The sequence below is a fragment of the Pseudochrobactrum albidum genome (assembly GCF_051851455.1).
GTDB lineage: Bacteria > Pseudomonadota > Alphaproteobacteria > Rhizobiales > Rhizobiaceae > Pseudochrobactrum.
This window is the reverse complement of sequence record NZ_JBPVTR010000019.1, coordinates 63,389-84,689: the sequence shown is the minus strand read 5'-3', so window position 1 is coordinate 84,689 and position 21,301 is coordinate 63,389. Positions and strand designations below refer to the sequence as shown.

Below are 21,301 nucleotides of genomic sequence, written 5' to 3'. Positions count from 1 at the left end.
CTGGTTTTCGTACCAGCTCACAATATCAGCCACGATTGAAATTACAAGAAAAAAGGCGAAGTATGAGGAACATAACACAAAATGGAGTGGATTTAATTAAGCGGTTTGAAGGCTTCGAGCCAGAAATCTATCTTGATGCCGCCGGACTGCCGACCATTGGCTACGGCCATTTGCTGCGCCCGGGCGAGGCAGAAATGTTCACAGGCGGCATTTCCGAAGCTGCCGGTGAGGCATTGCTGATCAAAGACGTTGGCATCGCAGAGCGAGCCGTCTTGCGCCTGATCAAAGTGTCGCTCACAGACGGCCAGTTTGATGCGCTGGTGTCCTTCACCTTCAATCTTGGTTCCGGCGCTCTGCAACGATCAACCCTGCGCCGCAAGGTCAACCGTGAGGAGCACGAAGAAGTTCCAGCCGAGTTCATGCGCTGGGTCTGGGCCGGTGGCCGAAAGCTGCGGGGGCTGGTCAGGCGGCGAGCGGCTGAATCTGTATTATATCAAACTAACTCTGGCTGAACCATGTACTCACTCATCAATCCATCAAAGCTCCTATTTGAAGTGATGGCATTGTGTGGAATAAGGGCATAATGCCATGGCTTACCACCATTCTCTTGAGCATGTTGAGTAGCATACTGGCACCAACGTACAGCCGCTTTCTGTTTAGCTAGAACCGTGTCGCTCTTCATTTCTGAAGCCATCTTTGGCTCACACAGATATTTAGCATCAGCAGTTTCAACCACGAAATCCGGTTCGTATGAAACACCGTTCTTATATTCAATTTGGAAGAAACCCGGGGCTGGCTTCATCCAACGCGTGACTTTTTTATCATCTTCTAAAATTTGAGCAAAACGCAGTTCGCCATCTACTGAATCAAATTTCTGCAGTGGATAGCAACATTTTTTAAAGCCGCCAAAAACAATCTTCTTAACCTCGCTTTTCACTTCTGGAATTGATCTGAAATCTCGAGGCGTGGCACCTTCCTGAATAGTGCAATTAAATGGCTTCAATATTGTGAATCCACGGCTAACGCTTACCTGATAATCTGTCGGAGTTTCCCAGTAGTGTTGCATAAGTTGCGCGACGATAAAGTCCGTTATTTTGCCCTGATTATGGATCAGAACGTTCTCGACATCACTTTCTGCGGAAAGGTACGACTTAAAGCGACTAACAATCTGTCCTGCGAGTTTATACAGTAGTTCAGCATGCTCATCATAGTCGACTAGGTCATGATCAATAAGGCCACGAATGACATAATTTTCAAGGCTCTGCTCTCTATCATAACCACCGTCCCAAGACAGCAAGCTGCTTTTGCTAGTACGAAGCTGCCGGATCAATATTTCTTGGCTGACAGGCTGAAAGTTCAATCGTTCTAAACCATCAAGATCAAAATCATGGAAGCCATAAGTTACATCACGCGACGGTATTAAAACGATGTTTGGAATATCAATGGTCAGCTCTGCAAGGTTCTTTGTAACAGTTTCAACCACCTCTTTCACAACAGCGCTGGCAGTATCTGGCTCTAAGGCTAAGGAGCCTTGATCCGGCTTTATGATTTCTGAAACCTCTTTTATGATTTGCGCTTGAATATCAGGAGAGGATAACTCTCGTGAGCTTTTCAAACGCTCATAGCGTTTAGCCACCTCCATCGTTACTTCAGCCACGCGTTGGTGTTGCGGCGTCTTGATAATGGTTTGTGTTGATGTTTCAGACTGATGTTTATAATCGCTTCCAGACACAGAAGAACCAGTCAATGCCATTGAAGCCAAAGATGGAACGGCTATAGCTTGTGGCTTTTCAAATGGCACATCACCGCCGTTGCCAATCTCAATTTTCTTCTTAATGATGGAATTCGGATCGTTGGCGCGATCCACAATATCTTGGAACCTGTCATGGGCAATGATTGTGAGACGATCAACCGCTTCAACACCTGTTCTACGACCGTATGGGAGCCGCAAACCACGACCGATAGTCTGTTCCGTGAGGATTTCTGATGCAGACGCACGAAGAGGAACGATGGTGTAAAGGTTGGTAACGTCCCAGCCTTCTTTCAGCTTATTAACGTGTATAACGATTTCAGTAGGTTCGTTCGGGTCTTCAACGGAAATCAGGCGCTGGATATTTTCATCTTCTTCTGCACCGGACTGCTTCGAGTGAACCTCAGCAACCTTACCTTTGTAACGCCCTTCAAAAAATGCATCTGATTCCAGCAATTCGCGCAGCTGTCGTGCATGCTCGGTATCTTGCGCAACCACCAACATAAACGGCTTAACAATCTTTTTGTCATACTGACGCGCATAGACATCAAGCTCCACCTTCACATGCTCATGGTGATGGATACCATCTTCCAGCTTAATGCGCTCAAGTTGTTCAGGCGTATAGTTTTCAGGCTTAAAGTCTTTACGCGTAGCCACCGCTGGGTCTTTCACATACCCATCTTCCATAGCCTCTGATAGTGAATAGGCATAAATCGTATTCTTGAAATCAACTGGGGTTGATCCCGTGGTTTTCGGGGTGGCAGTCAGTTCAATCCCCAGCACAGGTTTAAGCTCATTAATAGCGGTTGCACCTGCCGTTGCGCGGTAGCGGTGCGCTTCATCCATTAGCATGACCAAGTCCGGCAGGTTGGAAAGATACTCAAAATAGCTCTCCCCAATAGTCTCTTGCAGGCGTTTAATACGCGGCGTGCTTGATTTTGCGGCGCCTTTTTTGTTCTCGGTCGCATTAATTTTCGAGATATTGAAGATATTGATAAACGGCGTATCGCTATCTTCGAACAATCGCCCCTGACCACGGAAATTGTTTTCATCGAAGCGAACACCTTTGCCGCTATCATAATCCTCACCTGTAATGATAACGGGTGGGTTTGCGATGAATTCCTGAATACCACGGAAGACGTATTTAGGGCTTTGTGGGCTAAAATCTTCTTTCAGCTTTTCATAGATGGTCAGGTTTGGTGCCAGCACGAAGAAATGGCGGCTACGGCTAGTCAAATATAAGTAGCTGATAAACGCCCCCATCAGGCGGGTTTTTCCAACCCCCGTAGCAAGTGCAAAACAGATAGACGGGAAGTCACGCTCAAAATCCTGAACGGATGGATACATGCTTTTGATGACTTCAAGATCGCGCTCAAGGTCTGGGTCTTTTGAAAGTTCGATACTCTCAAGCACACGAGCCAGAATATCAAGAGATTCATCCTGTGGTCGGCGTAGCGAAAGGCGAGCAGATATGTTTCTTACAGTACGGTTCATGATTATACCTCCTCACTTTCTTCGTTAAACAGGTCAGGCTCAGCTTGATCATCACTTTCTGCTGGCTGCAGTTTGGCGACATTCAGGCTGTAATCATCCTTGCCCCATTCACATTTTGTCAGAACCGCCTGCGGTATCTTTTTAAGGGTTAAATTATCAAAGGCTTCAGCATTGGCGTTAAATGCCTTGCAGCAGATCAGAAGTGTCCGGTTAGGGCCAACTTCTTCGCTGATTGCCCGTAACTGCTCATGCGTGAGCGAGCTGGTTGTGACATAGATGAAGTCGGTCTCCGTGGAGTGGCCATGCATCCAATAATGGCTTTCATCCGGCGCATAGGTGAAGCCCATATGCTTGCACATGGCTTCGGTCAGCATTCCGGCATTATAATCCTTGCTGATGACCCAATTGCCCCATTTATCCTTTTCCAGCATGGATGGTGCCAGTCGATAGTAACGGAATCCGCCACCACCTTTCCAATTAACGGCTTTTGACACTCCAGTTTGGTCTGTGCCTTCAAGCACATTCTGCATTCTCGGAATAATATGAGTGTGACAATGCTCTCCAAGCTCAACCATAACCCACCGTCGACCCATCTTATGAGCTACCGCTCCAGTTGTTCCAGATCCAGCAAATGAGTCTAGGACAATATCTCCCGGCTTTGTACTCATACCAATAATTCTTTTAAGTAAAGCTTCTGGTTTTTTGCTGTTTGGGAACAGGACCCCACCTTCTTGGCCGACTCCCCCTGTGGTTTTAATATCAGTCCAGAAGTCACCGGGATTTTGCATTAAATTGTCGTCAGCAAAAATAACCTGAACCCGTGGTTGCTTAGCAGATGGATCAAAGTCGGTTTTATAAAGATAGATCAGTCCAGTGGCGGATAACGCTGCGGATATTTCTTGATTATATTCAGGCTGCCGTTTGGCCAGATTAAAGACGCTCGAAGATCCTACTGCCTGAATAATTCTCCATGCATTCTCAAACTTCCACGAATCTTGTTCTTTTTCTTTAATATTGTGTTCTTTAAAATATTTATTGAGAGTTATTGTGGTAGCATCTTTGAGTAAGGCAATGCATTCATCGACATCATTCTGGCTACACGTTTCTTGGGCAATCAACTCTTTTATACGACCAATATCTTCCTTCGATATCCCTTCCAAAAGCGTCTTATATTCATTATTCCAAGCAGCAGCGGGAATTTTCTCGACATCAATGATAGGTGCCACATCTTTTTTGTAAGCTAGAATATACTCTTTTAATTTTGGCAGTCTTTTATCAACATGAGACATTTTAACGCCAGAAGCTTCGCTCATTTTTACTGCAATAACATTTAGCCTATTTTTTTTGTCAAAAATCTCATCCATCACAATGGCAAGATATGGGAACATTTCATCATCAATATGGACGAATATGACACCATCCTCTTTTAGAAGGTTATGAAGTATTTCTAGGCGGCTTCTCATAAGTGAGAGCCACAAGGACTGCTCAATATTATCCTCGTAAGGTACGCCAGCGGCATCAATATTAAACGGAGGGTCAATATAGATACATTTCACCTGTCCGGCATACTCAGATTCCAACGCTTTCAGCGCCAGCAAGTTGTCGCCAAAAATAAGCTTGTTATCAAAAATGTCGTTTTCGGTAACGCGCTCTTTGGCGTGATAAGACTTCTCAGGGTCTTCCAGCAGGATGCGCGGCTCCAGACGAGGACGTTTATCTTTCCCGATCCATGTTAATTCTAGTTTTTGTTTATTACGACTCATGTGATCGTCCTTAAATTAAATTCCAGCGGATGGTAAAAACTTCATCAGCTGTATGTGATAGCGCCAATTTTTCTTCAACTTCATCCAACAGGTCTTCGGTCTTTTTGTTAACTGCATCGCGGGTTTCAAAATACTGACTTTTCTTTTTCTCGTATTCCCGTTCCAGCTTTTTGATTTTTCGAGTTTGATCAATTTTTTCCTGCATAGTAGGAAGCTGGCGTTTTATCTTATTAGCTTCCTTAATTTGTTTATCGATTTCTTTGAGTTCCTGATCAATTGCGCTTTTTGCGTCCTCCGCCCAGCGATCAAGTTTTTCTTGCTCATCATTAAAGTATTGTTCGTTCAGGCGCTGCGCCTCTTCAAGATGCAGTTGGGTAGCAGACTGTTCGATCCGATGAATTTTATCCACGACTGCGCTATCAATGCCCACTGCGCTGCCTTGGCTGGCGGGGATGAGCATCAAACGTTCACATTGCTGCTGATCGAGAACTGAGCCATCATCGGCAATGGCGCTGAAAACCAGTTTTTCAACAGTGTCGATAGAGTCAATTTTTAGCTTGGATAGTCTTAGCCAGCCTGACTTGCCGCGCATGCTTCTCAAGTCAGCCAGCTGCATGCCATAACTATCATAATGGAAGGAGATTTCCGTTGGTGTAAGGTTATTTTGTTTGGCCGTATCTATCAGGTTTGTAACGAGCGGATTTTCAACCTTCAAAAAGTGGCCGTCTTGTTCCTCAGCCAGTTTCCAGTCACAGTAAAAACGCTGACCTTCATACATAAAGCCATCATCATAATGCTCAGCTTGCGGCAGCATACCCCGGCAGAAAGCGCGTATCTTACGACCATGCTCATCCAACATGCCCTGTATCTTTTGCTTGCGTGACTTAAGGCGAGATATGACCTCTTCATCAAAATGCTCTAGCAGTTTTTCCCGGGTGTTTTGTTCCTTTTCCTCAATCAGCTCATCCAGCTCATTTTGAAGGGCATTAAACTCGGCTTCAATCTCATCGGCGTGGCGGCACTTTTGTAAAATATCGTTGATACGCTTCTCGATAGAAATCTCAGATTCAATCGCCCCAAGGATTTCATCGCTGGCACCGAACACACCTTCAAACAACTGAAATTTACGGGCTAAAAGCTCAAACACCAGCTGGTCGGCCTTGTTGCCTTTATTGACAAAATTCACGACCACCACATCGCATTTCTGACCGTAACGATGCACACGTCCGATACGCTGCTCAACGCGCTGAGGGTTCCACGGCAGATCATAGTTTATCAGAAGGGAGCAGAACTGCATGTTTACACCTTCCGCACCGGACTCGGTGGAAATCAGGATTGTGGCTTTGTTCTTAAACTCCTCAACGATGGCCGCTTTCATATCAGCGGTTTTTGATCCTGATATTTTGTCGCTACCAGCATGGCGTTCGAGCCATTCTTTATATATCCGTTTGGAATCTGGATCACTGTTTGATCCATTGAGCAGTGCTAGCTGCCCCTGATAGCCGTTAGCCTCAAGCAGCTCCTGCAGGTACTTTTGCGTGCGGCAGGATTCAGTGAAGATAACTGCTTTACGCTGACCGCCAAGCTCTTCCACTTTTGAGAAGGCTTTCTCTAACACTGTTAGCAGTGCTTCACCTTTTGCGTTTTGCTGAATTTTCTGGGCAATAGCTTTGTAAGATTTAAGCTCTTCAATCTCTTCGCGTAGTTTGGCTTGGTCGATGGCGGCTTCATCATCTTCCAAATCCATTTCTTCCGCAACTTCGCCAGCTGTTTCATAATCATCAAGACTTTCAAGACCAGCTGCGGCGTTTTCTTCGAGCCGCGTGATCATCTTGTCGAGCGTCCCGCTGACAGCAAATGATGACGAGGCAAGGATTTTACGAATTACAAGAGTAACGAGGTGTCTTGCGCCGGGTTTAATAGAAGCAATGTCGTCACGCTGCAAATAAGAGGATATTTGATTATACAACTGCATCTCTTCGGCAGATGGGCGGAAGTCCTCGACCATAGAGTGACGGCGTGTGAAATTAATGCCGCCTTCTTGCTGAACTTGGCGACGCAGCGTTCTGTTGCAAACCTTAGAAAGACGATGGCGCAAAATATCTAGGTTATTAGCTGTTGTCTTAGCGCCAACGTATTGGGCCTTGAATGATTCAACGCTGCCGAAGAAATGAGGATCAATAATCGACACCAAACCATACAACTCAAGCAGGGAGTTTTGCAATGGCGTTGCAGAGAGCAGGATTTTCTTACGGTCTTCCAGCGCCTCCTGCAGGCGCTTTGCTATTTTCGCGCCATCTTTTCTCCATATATTGCGGAGCTTGTGCGCTTCATCAAAAACCACCAAATCCCAGTTAACATTTTTAAGGTCGATATTTTTACGCGAAGCAAATTCATAGGAGCAGATCAGAACGCGATCTTCCTTAAGGTCAAAAGGATTGAGAGCACCGGCTTTCTTATCAGCGTTATAGGACGATGATTCTAAAATGTAGGATGGGATATTAAATTTCTCGAGCAGCTCTTGCGACCACTGGTTTCTCAACATTGCAGGTACGATAAGGATAATTTTGCGCTGCCGCTCCGCCCACTTTTGCGCAATGATCAAACTGGCTTCAATTGTTTTGCCAAGACCCACTTCATCCGCCAACAAAACTCCCTGTGACAAAGGGGATCGCAAAGCAAATAAGGCGGCCTCAACTTGGTGCGGGTTCATATCAACCTTTGAGGAGGCAAGCGATTTTGAGAGGTTATCTTCTGCGGAGCCGTCAATAGTCAGGGCGTGCGCCAAGTAGGCCGCTTGATGCTCGGTATAGCTTTCTGTTTTTGCGCTACTCTGCTTTTGTGCTTGAGTCATATCTACCGCCTCTGCTTTGCTCTTTAGTCCATTGATCAATTTCCGACTTTCTGAATCGCCACGAACCGCCTATTTTGAACCCGGGGATACGGCCTTCAGATACAAATCGATAGGTGGTTTTCTCAGCAATTTTGAGGTAGCTGGCCAACTCTTTAATCGTTAGAATTTCATCGTCTGACATCGCACTCCGGCTCCATTTTGGGGAACAATGATGAAAATAAAGGAAAATAGGAATAATGCAAGCGTTGAACCGGTTATCTTGCAACTTTACCGCAATTCATCCAAAAAAGTGCCTATCATCCTCATAGGAAACGTGCGCTCCGGCAGCGTAGGCAGCTTCCTCTAGTCAGGACAGGGCTTTGCGGGTACTGTGGTGTTGAGGTGGTTCAGTTGTATTTGAGTCTATCCACCGCCATTTTACTAATATAAGCTATTGAAATCATTGATTTTCCACATATTCCATTATAAAATGGTACAAAAGGTGGTACAAAATCATTGAAGCGCTTCTCTCCTGATCTTCCCCATTTATACATCCGAGGAAAGAGTTTTGTCTTTCGTCTTGTCATCCCCGCGCATCTGCGTGGCCTGGCTGGAAAATCAGAATTTAAAGTCTCACTAAAAACCAAAGACCAATTAACCGCCTTACGAAAGTATGGCGAGGTCGAGCCTTATTATCAAAATCTCATGGACAAGCTGCGCAGCGGTGAAACACTCACCAGCGCCACCGACCTGAGCTATGAAGAGATCGTCCAGATGGCTTCGATACAAGGCCGCACCTATAACCCGATTGATCAACTCACTCAAAACCCTGCTAAGTTTATGCAAACTCATAGTGAGTGGTCAAAAGCAGGCAAACCAAACGGTCCCGAGTTTCAGAGTTATTTCAGCACGGCCACATCCACTATCAAACTTTCCGGTCTCGTTGCGTTTTTTGAAGCGGATCAAGTACATGAACTTAGCCGTTTTAGTGAGCGAGAGCGCTCGAAGAAAATTAGTCCCCTTCAAAATGCCGTTAAACAGCTAACCGCCTTTTTAGGGAAAGATATTGAGCTGAAATCTTTGACGCGCCAACAAGCTCGTGATTTTCATAAAAGCTTGAAAATTAAGATTGCATCGCAGGAAATTAAACCGAACACAGCCAGCAAATATATCACACATATGCGTGTTCTTATCAAAACTTATAATCTCGCACACGATAACGAAACTGAAACAGTCTTCGATCGCTTGAACTTTAAGGTCGATGATAATGCACGCCCGCCATTTTCTATCAAGTTCTTGAACGAGCACTGGTTCAAAGATGACGCTTTTGCACAGCTAAACCCATGCGCTAAAGCGCTCTTATTTGCTGTGATTGATACTGGCTGTTCATTCAAAGAACTATGCGGCCTTAATCCTGACCAAAACATTAAATTAACCGCAGCCATTCCTCATATTATCATTCAGGAAACTCAAACCCGAAAATTGAAGACGACACACCGTAGGCGCATCATTCCGCTCGTTGGTTACTCCCTGAGATCATTCCAAGCCTTTCCTCAAGGCTTCACCCATTATGCTACAGGTAACGGCCCATCCAATGCATCTGGACTGATAAATAAGTTCATGACTGGAAATATTTTTAGTTTTTCTCTCAGAAACACTGAAAATCCTAATAAATATAACGTTAGCGGGTCGCTTCAGAGCTCTTTCTGAAGAGCCTGCCATAACAGAAAGGACATCCATGAACTAATCAATGCACAGCAAATACCAGAACATCAACATCAGGCGATTATATCGCGCATTTATCTGCAATGGTATTTTGTGCCAAAAAACGGGCAATAACAGCCTGACTGCCGTTACGCCAAATCGCCTTAAGCGCGGCACTGAAAGCTTCAACCACAGCCGTATTTTCGCTTAAATCACCATAAATTGTTCGCATCGAAAGCCAGGCTAATGGATTATCGCGCGCTTCGATCGCATGGGTTCGTAAATAGTCCCAATTGGGATCATTAGGCGCAATTTCCTGACCATTTTCACTTACACCAAAACAATAACGGCACCATAAGGCTGATAATAAAATCAAACCCGATGCATCGCCACCCTTGGCGATTATATCCTGAATGGATGGAATTATAAATTTGGGCTGACGATTAGAGCCGTCAAGGCAAAGCCGGCGGATCGTATCCCCAATATCAGGATTGGAAAAACGCTCGATAATCAATGTTTTATAAGCGTTCAAATCCGTATTGGGCACAGGCGGCACAATCGGCAAAATTTCATGGGTTTCAACATAGTCCAGAAAAGCCCGGATCTGCGGATCTTCCATCGCCTCATGCACAAATTCAATATCGCGCAAGCCGGCCGGATAGGCAATAATAGCATGGCCGCCATTGAGAATACGGATTTTCATTGTTTCAAAGCGGTGCACGTCATCGGTGAAAGTGACACCAACCTTTTCCAATGCCGGACGACCGGCGGGAAAATTATCTTCCAACACCCATTGCCGAAATGGCTCACAGGTGACAGGCGCCTTATCATCAAGCCCTAAAGAATACGCCAATTCGCGTTCGCGTTGACCGGTTGCCGGTGTGATACGATCCACCATACTGTTGGGAAAAGCCACATTTTCGCTGATCCAATGGGCAAAAGCCGGATCAGATAATTGTGCCAGGCCGACAACGGCATCGCGGGTCACATCACCATTATGCGGCACATTATCACAACACATCACCGTAAATGGCGCATCACCATTTTGATGGCGGATTTTCAATGCAGCAATGATTGCTCCAAAAGCGGTTTCAGGCTGGTCTGGATGGGCGCCATCATAAAGAATATCGGGGTGATCCGGACTGAAACTGCCGGTTTTGGGATCAATGAAATAACCACCTTCCGTCACCGTAAGCGAGACAATGCGAATGGCAGGCTCTGCCATAGCTTTAATCAATGAGGGATTACCTGGTTCAACGGGTAAAAAATCCGTCATTGCGCCGATCACGCGTGCTTGCACGCCTTCAGGATCCAATTCAATCACGGAGGATAAGAAATCCTGGCTCATCAGCAAGTCGCGCATTTGCGCATCATTGGCGCGCACACCTGCCCCGATAATCGCCCATTCAAGATTTTCGCCCAGATTGAATAGATCATCAAGGTAAACCGCCATATGGGCGCGGTGAAAATTACCACACCCAATATGGACAATACCGGCTTTTAATTGAGTGCGGTTATAATTGGGTTGACGGATCGCTTGTGGCAATTGATCAAGTGTTGCATTTGAAAGTTTCATTTCAGTTCATCCAATTGCCGCCATCGACATTATATGTTTGGGAGACGATATAATCGGCATCTTTGGACGCCAGAAAAACCGCCATACCTGCTAAATCTTCCGCTTGTCCCATGCGGCCAAAAGGCACTTCTGTGCCGACAATTTTTTTCTTTTCGCCTAATGGACGGTTTTCATATTTTGCAAATAAGGCATCAACACCATCCCAGTGCTCGCCGTCGACAACACCTGGGGCAATCGCATTTACATTGATGCCATGTTTGATGAGATTTAAACCGGCTGATTGCGTCAATGAGATAACCGCGGCCTTGGTTGCGCAATAAACCGCCACCAGAGGCTCACCACGTCGTCCGGCCTGACTGGCCATATTGATAATCTTGCCGCCCTTGCCACGGGCAATCATCGAACGGGCAACTGCCTGCATCATAAAAAGCGTGCCGGAAACATTGACAGCAAACAGGCGCTCATAACTTTCACGGGTAATTTCAACAATCGGTGCCAGATCAAAAAGTGCTGCATTATTGATCAAAATATCAATCCCGCCGCGCTTTTCCTCAACGAATTTCACCGCCTGATCAATACTGTCTTGTTTTGTCACATCAAGATGAACGGCAAAGGCCTGCGGACCGATTTCTTTGGCGGCGGCTTCAGCGGCTGCCAAATTGATATCGGCAATTGCAACATGGGCGCCTTCGGCCACATAACGGGCGGCAAAAGCTTTACCAATGCCTCGTGCAGCACCGGTGATAAGCGCGGTTTTTTCTTGTAATTTCATGCTAATGCCAGTCCTTCGCTGTCAAAGCGGTGAAGTTGATCTTGATTGGGAGTTAAAAAGATCTGATCGCCCTTATGTGCAATGAATGTTCCATCAACACGCACATTGATGAGGCCATGTTCGGTTTGAACATGCAGATAGGTGTCAGACCCCATATGTTCAGCCATCACAACCTGACCTGACCACAGCCCCTCGCTCATATTTACGATTATATGTTCAGGACGGATACCAAGGGCATGGGCATTTTCGGCCTTTGCCAAAGCGCCTTCAATGAAATTCATTTTCGGGCTGCCGATAAAACCTGCAACAAAGCGGTTTTTTGGGTTGTGATAAAGTTCAAGCGGGGTGCCGATTTGTTCAATCCGGCCTGCTTGCAGCACCACGATTTTGTCTGCCAATGTCATCGCTTCCACCTGATCATGGGTAACATAAATCATGGTGGTTTTAAGCTTTTGATGTAGTTCGGCAATTTCAAGCCGCATATTTACCCGTAAAGCCGCATCCAGATTTGATAAAGGTTCATCAAACAAAAAAGCCGATGGTTCACGCACAATTGCCCGGCCAATTGCCACACGTTGACGCTGCCCGCCTGAAAGCTGACTGGGACGGCGATTCAGATAAGCAGAGAGATTTAAAGTTTTGGCTGCTGTTTCAACGCGTTTGGTAATTTCTTCCTGAGCCATTCCCGCCATTTTCAACGGAAAAGCAATATTTTTGCGCACACTCATATGCGGATAAAGCGCATAGGACTGAAAAACCATTGCCAAACCGCGTTTTGCCGGCGGCAGGTGACTGGCATCCTTGCCATCAATTGTAATATTGCCTGATGAAATATCTTCAAGACCGGCAATCAAACGCAAAAGTGTGGATTTTCCGCAACCGGACGGCCCGACAAAGACAACAAATTCACCTTTATTGATACTAAGATCTAACGGCTGAATGACTTCTGTGGAGCCAAAACTTTTGGTGACGCTTTTAAGTTCAATCTGTCCCATATTTTATTCCTTATAATCCGCTTATTTGACAGCGCCGAAAGTCAAACCACGCACCAGCTGTTTTTGGCTGAACCAGCCAAGAATGAGAATGGGGGCGATAGCAAGGGTCGAAGCCGCGGAAAGTTTGGCATAAAACAGCCCTTCAGGGCTGGAATAACTGGCGATAAATGTAGTGAGCGGGCCGGCTTTAGCCGTCGTCAGATTAAGCGTCCAGAAACTTTCATTCCATGCCAGAATAATGTTGAGCAATAAAGTTGAGGCAATGCCTGGAACTGCCATTGGTGTCAGTACATGAATGATTTCAGCGCGTAAATTTGCACCATCCATGCGTGCCGCTTCCAGAATATCGACCGGAATTTCCTTAAAATAGGTATAAAGCATCCACACAACAATCGGCAGATTGATGAGCGTTAAAATGATGGTAATACCAACAAGACTATCAAGCAGACCGGCATCGCGAAACAGCATATAAATTGGAATTAACACACCAACTGCCGGCATCATTTTGGTGGAAAGCATCCACATTAACACATCCTTGGTGCGCTTGCCCGGCACAAAGGCCATCGCCCATGCAGCAGGAATGGCAATCAACAATGCCAGCAATGTTGAACCTAATGAGATGATGACTGAATTACGAAAGTGCAGGAAATAATTTGAACGCTCCTGTACGGCGCGATAGCTTTCCAAAGTCCAGTCAAAAGCTAAAAATTTCGGCGGAATGGCAATGGCATCCGCTTCACTTTTAAAAGATGTTAAAATCGTCCACAAAATCGGGAAAAAGATGATAAAGGCTACAACCCATGCCAAAATTGTTAAGGCCAGCACGCGCCTGGAATGATTAGTGCGTCTGCTCATCTCACATCTCCAGATTACGCCCGATCATCCGCATCAGGAAGATCGCAACAATATTAGCCAAGATAACCGCAACAATCCCGCCAGCTGAGCCTAATCCGACATCAAATTGCAGCAAGGATTGCGCATAGACGAGATAGGTCAAATTGGTGGAGGATGTGCCAGGGCCACCATTGGTGGTCACCAAAATTTCTGCAAAAATGGACAATAAGAAAATTGTCTGGATTAAGATGACAACTGTCGTTGCCCGCGCCAAATGCGGCAGCATAATGTGATAGAAGCGCGAAAAGGCACCCGCACCATCCATTTCTGCCGCTTCCAATTGCTCACGATCAAGCGATTGTAAGGCCGTTAAAAGGATCAAAGTGGCAAAAGGCAACCATTGCCATGCAACGATGATGATAATCGACAGTAATGAATATTGCGCAAGAAAATCAATCGGTGCAAAACCAAGACTGCGTGCCGCCCAGCCAAACAAACCGTTCACCGGATTGAAAAACATATTTTTCCAGACCAGGGCTGAAACCGTTGGCATGATAAAGAAGGGGGCAATCACCAATACACGAACAATACCTTGCCCCAAAATTGGCTGATCAAGCAAAAGCGCCAGCAATGTACCGCCAATAGTGGTAATCGCCAGAACCCCTAAAACTAATATCAATGTATTGAATAAAGCCGGCCAGAAGGCAGGATCAGTGAAAAAATAATGATAATTTTCCCAACCGGCAAAACTAACCGCATCCGGCATCAAAAGATTATAACGCTGGAAGGAAAACCAGATGGTCATGCCCAGCGGTACAATCATCCATAATAACAACACAATGACAGCGGGCGAAATCATCAGGCGACTTGCCGAGCGCGATGCTTGTGTGGCCATGTCTTTCAGCCTTTCCAGCAAAAATGCGAAGCGGGTCTTGCGTGCAAAAAATGCGACGAAACCAAAATTAAAGCATTTAATAAAGCGAAAGATACGCCCTTATCATCACAGATAAGGGCGTATCCGAAAATGGGAAACTTATTTGATATAACCGCCGCGGGTCATTTCACGGGTTGTTAATTGCTGCGCGGTTGCACGAGCAGCATCACCAGTGACACTGCCGGCAAGTGCCGCAGAAAACTGCTGGCCAACCGCAGTGCCGATCGCCTGATATTCCGGAATAGCAACAAATTGACCACCGGTATAAGGCACATCCTGAACCGAAGGTTTTTGTGTATTGGCCGCCATAATAGCCTCAAGTGTAACCTTGGCAAATGGTGCTTGTTTCAAATATTCCGGATTTTCATAAAGTGAAGTGCGGGTGCCGGGTGGTACATTGGCGATACCTTCTTTTTCAGCCACCAAATCAAGATAGGCTTTAGAGGTTGCCCATGCAACGAAAGCTTGAGCCGCATCAGCCTTTTTAGAGGTTTTCGGAATAGCCAGATTCCACGACCACAGCCAGTTACCGTGATTGTCTATGCCTTCACCACTTGGCGACTTGGCAAAGCCAACCTTATCCGCAACGGTTGAATCTTTCGGATTGGAGATGAACGAGGAAGCAACAGTTGCATCAACCCACATGCCGCATTTTCCGGTCTGGAACAGCGCCAATGTTTCATTAAACCCATTGGATGAAGCTCCCGGAGGGCCGAAATTGGTCATCAAATCCAAATAAGTGTCAATGGTCTTTTTCCATTCTGGACTATCAAATTGCGGCTTCCAATTCATATCAAACATCCGCGCGCCCATGGAATTGGACATGGCAGGCAAAAGCGCCATATTTTCACCCCAGCCGGCTTTGCCGCGCAAGCAAATGCCAAATACGCCAGCAGCCTTATCGGTCATTTTTTCAGCCGCTTCCCGCACAAATTCCCATGTAGGATTTTCCGGCATGGTCAATCCAGCCTTTTCGAGAAGGTCAGTCCGATACATCAGCATCGAGCTTTCTGCATAAAATGGCACAGCATAAAGCTTGCCATCCATACTGACCGAAGCAGCAACCGGCGGTAAAAGATCGGCGGCATCATAATCATCGCCAAGCTTTTCCAATGGCAGCAACCAGCCTTGCTTAGCCCAGATCGGCACTTCATAATTGCCGATAGTTAAAACATCATATTGCCCGCCCTGAGTGGCAATATCGGTGGTAACCCGTTGACGAAGCACATTTTCTTCCAGGGTTACCCATTCAACATCAATATCTGGATGAAGTGCTTTAAACTCTGACATCAATCCCTGCATACGGATCATGTCACCATTGTTGACAGTTGCAACTGTGATGGTTTCAGCGCTCGCCGTCATCGACAAGGCCGCCAGAAAACCGGCTCCAACCAATCCACGTATTGTTAACGACATTTGCCCCTCCCAAGATAATTTTGAGCAATTATTCGGTCACTGATCAAACATTCGACAACGATATAATTCTGTCAAGTTCTATTTCCCGCAAAATTGTGATTAAAACATTTGCGCAGTAAAATTACCCAATGATTTTACCAATAAGCCGCCCTCCCACAGGCAGCGTTACACCTATGGCAATGTATAAAAATAATTTGAAAAAACAAAAGATTAGAGCAATGCTGCGGCAGTTGCCTCATCCGTTACGAGACCATTAATGATCCGCCCATTAAGCGCGCCACGAATAGCGTCGATCTTGCTTGATCCGGCCGCAATACCAATAGCTAAACGTTCCAATCCCGGTTCCACACGAATACCTGCCATGCGCCGGTGGATTTCATTGTCGATATAATGGCCGTTGGCATCATAAATATGCCCTGCCACTTCACCGACACCACCCAGTTTACGCACTTCGTGCAATTCTTGTTCACTGACGAAACCATCCAAAAACAGGGGGGCTTGATCGTTCATCTGACCAATGCCGACAAAGATTGCATTGGCTTTTTTGCCAAGACGATGAACCGCCTGAACCGGTTTTAAGGCTAAAAAAGCATCGCGTTCTTCACGGCTGCTACTGATCACAGGAACCGGCATTGGATAATGCGGGGCGTTCAGCCGCGACGCGATATAAAGGATGACCTCAAACATTGTGGCTGAGCCATCAATTGATATATTGCCAATAAGCGACACCAAACGATGACGGTCACAGGTGCCTTCCTGCAATTCATCAGCCATTGCCCGCAAGGCACGTCCGGTGCCAACACCGATGATTTGCGGTTCAGACCGGTTCAGAACTTTTTCAAACAATGCCGCTGCCGCAGGCGCAATCACCCGCGCGGGGTCCGCCCCCACGCCAAGCATTGGCGCAACACGGCACTCGCTTAATCCATAACGCTCACGTAAACGCGCTTCCAATTCCAAACAGGCGGCGATTGGATGTTCAAGCCGCACTTTAATCAAGCCATTGGCGACCGCACGACTGACCAGACGCTGGGCACGCTGGCGCGAAATGCCCATTTCCGCTGCCACCTGATCCTGTGTCATACCGCCAGCATAATAAAGCCAGCCAGCGCGCGCAACCGCATCATCTGATTTCAGGTCAGTATCATTTCGGTTCATCGAAGTGGCATTCATGATAAATTTTGCTCAAGCAGGATTGGAAAAGTGGAAAAATCATCAAATCTTAAATCAGGACGCAGATCAGCAGATTCGTTAAACTCCTGTCCCTTCATATGACTTCCCCCCATAAAGTACCAGACTTTCATGCCCGCAGCACGTGCTGCCCGAATACCATTAAGACTGTCTTCAATAACAAGACAGCGGCCAGGTGCAACACACATTTCTTTGGCGGCATATAAGAAAAGATCCGGCGCCGGTTTACCATTGGCCACCATACTGGCGGTAAAAAGCCTTTCCCCAACCAAGGCGCGCAAACCGGTAAGCTCCAGCGACTTTTCAGCACGCGGTAAGCTGGATGAAGTGGCAACACACCAAGGCAATATCATCTCACGCAATACCGGCTCAACACCGGGAATAATTTTAAGCATTTTATCAAATGCTTTTAAAAGCTGCTCACGATAATGAGTTTCAAAAGAAGCCGGCAATTCAACGCCAAAATCCGCACGAATTGTTGAAAATACCGTCGGATAACTGCGACCAAGAAAATGTTTTGCGACATATGGCCGGTCAATATGAATTTCAAACTTCGCCAGCTCCTCAATCAGCATATTGGCGCTGATAATTTCGCTATCAATTAATACGCCATCGCAATCAAAAATAACAAGATCGATAATTTTTCACCTCACAATCGTGGTAAATTATAGTATGCGGCACAAAATGCTTACGTCAAATCATTTGAAATGAAAAAAGAGGAAGGCGAGCTGTACATAACGACTGAAAAATAACCTTATAAAAAAGAGGCTGATATAGATAGCTGAAAAGGCTTTTTTGTCAGATGATTAGAGCACGGCGGCGAAGCAAGCTCTCGAGAAGTACGCAACTTAAGCCTTTGAAGTATTTTTGCGCAAGTATCATAGCCCGTTCAGCGGCGGAATTGACGCGCGTCAATCGCAATACGGCGATCTTGTTCTTTCACAAACTTCGCGAAGTGATTTTCGATGAGTTGGCTACATCAGAACCGGGTCTGATGGGCAGTGAAATTGAAGTCGATGAAAGCTATTTTGGCGGACACAGGATAGGTAAACACGGTCGTGGTGCAACAGGTAAGGTTCGGGTCTTCAGGCTATTGAAGCGGGCTGGTAAGATTTATGTCGTTGCCATCCCAAGTGCCCGTACAGACACGCTTTTCCCAATCATCAGGGACAAACTAAGGCCGGACTCCATCGTTTACACCGATCGTTTTGGTACCTATGATGTTCTGGACGTTTCCGAATGCCATTACGTCCGGATCAACCATTCAGAATTGTTTGCTGAGGGTGTCAATCACATCAACGGGATCGAGAACTTCTGGAAACAGGCCAAGCGCCACCTGCGAGGCTAGAACGGTATTCCACAGCAGCACTTTCATCTGTCATCAAAGAGTATGAATGGCGGTTCAATCACCGTCCTGTTGTTAATCTCATCAAGATTTTGCAACACTGGTGGTTCAAGTAACACTCACGCAATCTATGGCAGCCCCAAAAACATTTTCAGACACAGAATATAAAGCGGCGTTACGTCTGGATCATGCAATAAAATAAAATTCAGATCGTCTCCGGCGCACCTGTTCTCATCGCATCTGCGCACATTCATCCACATAAAAGATCAGCCTTCACAGCATCGCAAACGGTACCTATGCTATTTATGGTTCAGGACTGTTTGAGATTCCCTACTACAAAAACATATCACAGAGTTACATATGACAGAGATTACAAGACGGATTGCCACGCTGATTGCCAGCGAGATAAACGCAAAGCCGGAACAGGCACTTGCCGCCATCAGCCTTCTGGATGAAGGGGCTACCGTACCGTTTATCTCCCGCTACCGTAAGGAAGTAACCGGCGGTCTGGATGATACGCAATTGCGCAGCCTGTCAGAACGGCTCATTTATCTGCGCGAGCTGGAAGCCCGCCGCACGACAATTCTTGAATCCATCCGCACACAGGAAAAACTCACACCAGAGCTTGAACAAAAAATTGCCGGCGTCACCACCAAGGCGGAGCTGGAAGATATTTATCTGCCCTACAAACCAAAGCGCCGCACCCGCGCACAAATCGCCCGCGAGCGCGGCCTTGATGCACTGGCACAGGCCATTCTTGATAATCGCGCTGCAGTGCCGGCCGAACTCGCGGCGGCCTATATCACACCGGATGTTGCGGATATAAAGGCAGCTCTTGAAGGTGCCCGCGATATTATCGCTGAAAATATCACTGAAAATGCCGACCTTCTCGGCCGCCTGCGCACTTATATGAAAGATAATGCCGTGCTCCGTTCTCGCGTGGTTGCGGGTAAAGAGGCTGAGGGTGCAAAGTTTTCTGATTATTTTGATCACAGCGAACCATGGAATAAGGTGGCAGGGCACCGCGCCCTTGCCATGTTGCGCGGCCGCAATGAAGATTTTCTTTCGCTGGAAATTATCGTTGACGAGCAGGATATATCGCCGTTGAAACCGGTTGAGCGCATGATTGCTCATAGTTATCAGGTTGGCGGCACATTGCCCGGCGATAAATGGCTGACGGAAGTGATCGGCTGGACATGGCGGGTGAAACTCTCACTCTCCCTGTCGCTTGATCTGATGCGTGATCTGCGTGAACGGGCTGAGGAAGAAGCAATCAATGTCTTTGCCCGCAACCTGAAAGACCTGCTGCTGGCGGCTCCTGCCGGCTCGCGCGCCACAATGGGGCTTGATCCTGGCATTCGCACCGGTGTGAAAGTGGCTGTTGTGGATGGCACCGGAAAATTACTGGATACGGCTACCGTTTATCCGTTTCCGCCACGCAATGATCTGCGCGGCGCACAGGCAGAACTGGCCGCACTCATCCGCAAACATAAAATTGAGCTGATTGCCATTGGCAATGGCACTGCAAGCCGTGAGACCGAGCGCATGGTTACCGATTTGCTCGGCGATATGCCTGCACCAAAACCGCTTAAAGTGATTGTTTCAGAGGCAGGAGCATCGGTATATTCCGCTTCCGAAATTGCCGCTGCAGAATTTCCGCAGCTTGATGTATCACTGCGCGGTGCGGTTTCCATTGCCCGCCGCCTGCAAGATCCTCTGGCAGAACTGGTAAAGATTGAACCCAAATCCATCGGTGTCGGCCAATATCAGCATGATGTCGATCAAACCCGCCTTGCCCATATGCTTGATGCGGTGGTGGAAGATGCCGTGAATGCGGTTGGCGTTGATCTCAACACCGCTTCCGCCTCGCTGCTGGCGCGTGTCTCCGGCCTTGGCGCATCGCTGGCGGAAGCCATTATTGCCCACCGCAATGAAAACGGCCCGTTCAAAAGACGCAAGGATTTGCTCAAGGTTGCCCGTCTTGGCAACCGCACATTTGAACAGGCAGCCGGATTTTTGCGGATTCCCAATGGTACAGAACCGCTGGATGCCTCATCCGTGCATCCGGAAGCCTATGGAGTGGCTGCCAAAATCATTGCTGCCTGTGGCCGCGATATCCGCTCACTGATGGGCGATTCTGCAACGCTGCGTTCCCTTGACCCCAAACTTTTTGTCGATGAACGCTTTGGCCTGCCAACAGTAAAAGACATTCTGTCCGAACTGGAAAAGCCCGGGCGTGATCCGCGTCCGGAATTCAAAACCGCTACTTTTGCCGATGGCATTGATGATATCAAGGATCTCAAGCCCGGCATGATGCTGGAAGGCACAGTGACCAATGTTGCCGCCTTTGGTGCATTTGTGGATATTGGTGTGCATCAGGACGGGCTGGTGCATGTCTCCCAGCTTGCCGATAAATTTGTCAAGGATCCGCATGAGATCGTCAAAGCCGGCGATATTGTAAAAGTGCGGGTGACGGAAGTGGATGTGCCGCGCAAACGTATCGGCCTGACCATGCGCAAGGACGGAGGCGGTGAAACAGCACAAAAACCTGCGGGTGAGCGCGGCAATCGTCCGGCACAAAAGCACTTTACAGCCAAACCGCAGGAAAAAACTGCTCAAGTGCAAGGCGGGCTGGGTGCGGCTCTGCTGGAGGCCATGAAACGCAAATAAGATGAGAATCCGGAGCGGTTCCGG

15 protein-coding genes and 1 pseudogene are annotated in these 21,301 nt (G+C 47.1%); 4 read left to right on the top strand and 12 right to left on the bottom strand.

Features of this window, described 5'->3' with window-relative positions; translation table 11 throughout:
* The first annotated feature begins 62 nt into the window (after positions 1-62).
* A complete protein-coding gene (locus ACSTTO_RS03965; RefSeq protein ID WP_439271845.1) occupies positions 63-512 on the top strand; it encodes a lysozyme in 450 nt (149 codons plus the stop codon).
* On the opposite strand, the gene ACSTTO_RS03960 is transcribed toward ACSTTO_RS03965, so the two are convergent.
* From ACSTTO_RS03960 to mads1, 4 genes are read right to left on the bottom strand one after another with little or no spacing between them, the layout of a single operon-like run.
* Positions 494-3,244, bottom strand: coding sequence for a DEAD/DEAH box helicase (locus ACSTTO_RS03960; RefSeq protein WP_439271844.1), 2,751 nt, complete (start codon positions 3,242-3,244; stop codon positions 494-496). The genes ACSTTO_RS03965 and ACSTTO_RS03960 overlap by 19 nt on opposite strands.
* Before the next feature lie 2 nt (positions 3,245-3,246).
* Positions 3,247-5,007, bottom strand: coding sequence for a site-specific DNA-methyltransferase (locus tag ACSTTO_RS03955; protein WP_439271843.1), 1,761 nt, complete (start codon positions 5,005-5,007; stop codon positions 3,247-3,249).
* 10 nt (positions 5,008-5,017) lie between these two features.
* Positions 5,018-7,861, bottom strand: coding sequence for an SNF2-related protein (locus ACSTTO_RS03950; RefSeq protein ID WP_439271842.1), 2,844 nt, complete (start codon positions 7,859-7,861; stop codon positions 5,018-5,020).
* A complete protein-coding gene (gene mads1, locus ACSTTO_RS03945) occupies positions 7,836-8,042 on the bottom strand; it encodes a methylation-associated defense system helix-turn-helix domain-containing protein MAD1 (protein ID WP_439271841.1) in 207 nt (68 codons plus the stop codon). Before mads1 ends, ACSTTO_RS03950 begins: the two co-directional genes overlap by 26 nt.
* Positions 8,043-8,356: 314 nt before the next feature.
* Here mads1 and ACSTTO_RS03940 point away from each other — a divergent pair, with 314 nt between their 5' ends.
* The gene (locus tag ACSTTO_RS03940) at positions 8,357-9,550 is read left to right on the top strand and encodes a DUF6538 domain-containing protein (RefSeq protein ID WP_439271840.1); all 1,194 of its coding nucleotides are present in this window, start codon (positions 8,357-8,359) and stop codon (positions 9,548-9,550) included.
* Between the two features lie 76 nt (positions 9,551-9,626).
* Here ACSTTO_RS03940 and ACSTTO_RS03935 read toward each other — a convergent pair whose 3' ends face one another.
* From ACSTTO_RS03935 to ACSTTO_RS03900, 8 genes are all read right to left on the bottom strand, one after another.
* Positions 9,627-11,120, bottom strand: coding sequence for a mannitol dehydrogenase family protein (locus ACSTTO_RS03935; protein WP_439271839.1), 1,494 nt, complete (start codon positions 11,118-11,120; stop codon positions 9,627-9,629).
* A 1-nt stretch (position 11,121) separates the two neighbouring features.
* Positions 11,122-11,892 carry an L-iditol 2-dehydrogenase gene (locus ACSTTO_RS03930; RefSeq protein ID WP_439271838.1) on the bottom strand — a complete coding sequence of 257 codons (771 nt, stop codon included), beginning with the start codon at positions 11,890-11,892 and terminating at the stop codon, positions 11,122-11,124.
* Entirely contained in the window at positions 11,889-12,887 is a 999-nt protein-coding gene (locus ACSTTO_RS03925) for an ABC transporter ATP-binding protein (RefSeq protein WP_439271837.1), read from the bottom strand. The genes ACSTTO_RS03930 and ACSTTO_RS03925 overlap by 4 nt, the downstream gene beginning before the upstream one ends.
* Positions 12,888-12,908: 21 nt before the next feature.
* Positions 12,909-13,742 (bottom strand): carbohydrate ABC transporter permease, encoded by an 834-nt coding sequence (locus ACSTTO_RS03920; protein WP_439271836.1) that lies wholly within the window; start codon positions 13,740-13,742, stop codon positions 12,909-12,911.
* A 1-nt stretch (position 13,743) separates the two neighbouring features.
* Entirely contained in the window at positions 13,744-14,616 is an 873-nt protein-coding gene (locus ACSTTO_RS03915; RefSeq protein WP_439271835.1) for a carbohydrate ABC transporter permease, read from the bottom strand.
* A gap of 138 nt (positions 14,617-14,754) precedes the next feature.
* Positions 14,755-16,071, bottom strand: coding sequence for an ABC transporter substrate-binding protein (locus ACSTTO_RS03910; protein WP_439271834.1), 1,317 nt, complete (start codon positions 16,069-16,071; stop codon positions 14,755-14,757).
* Between the two features lie 210 nt (positions 16,072-16,281).
* Complete coding sequence (locus tag ACSTTO_RS03905) at positions 16,282-17,229, bottom strand: sugar-binding transcriptional regulator (RefSeq protein WP_439271833.1); 948 nt, start codon at positions 17,227-17,229, stop codon at positions 16,282-16,284.
* Between the two features lie 11 nt (positions 17,230-17,240).
* Positions 17,241-17,888, bottom strand: a complete 648-nt coding sequence (locus ACSTTO_RS03900; RefSeq protein WP_439271970.1) for an HAD family hydrolase — start codon at positions 17,886-17,888, stop codon at positions 17,241-17,243.
* A gap of 176 nt (positions 17,889-18,064) precedes the next feature.
* Here ACSTTO_RS03900 and ACSTTO_RS03895 point away from each other — a divergent pair.
* Positions 18,065-18,723: pseudogene (locus tag ACSTTO_RS03895) on the top strand (IS1595 family transposase).
* 244 nt (positions 18,724-18,967) lie between these two features.
* Positions 18,968-21,277, top strand: a complete 2,310-nt coding sequence (locus ACSTTO_RS03890; protein ID WP_439271832.1) for a Tex family protein — start codon at positions 18,968-18,970, stop codon at positions 21,275-21,277.
* Positions 21,278-21,301 lie beyond the last annotated feature (24 nt).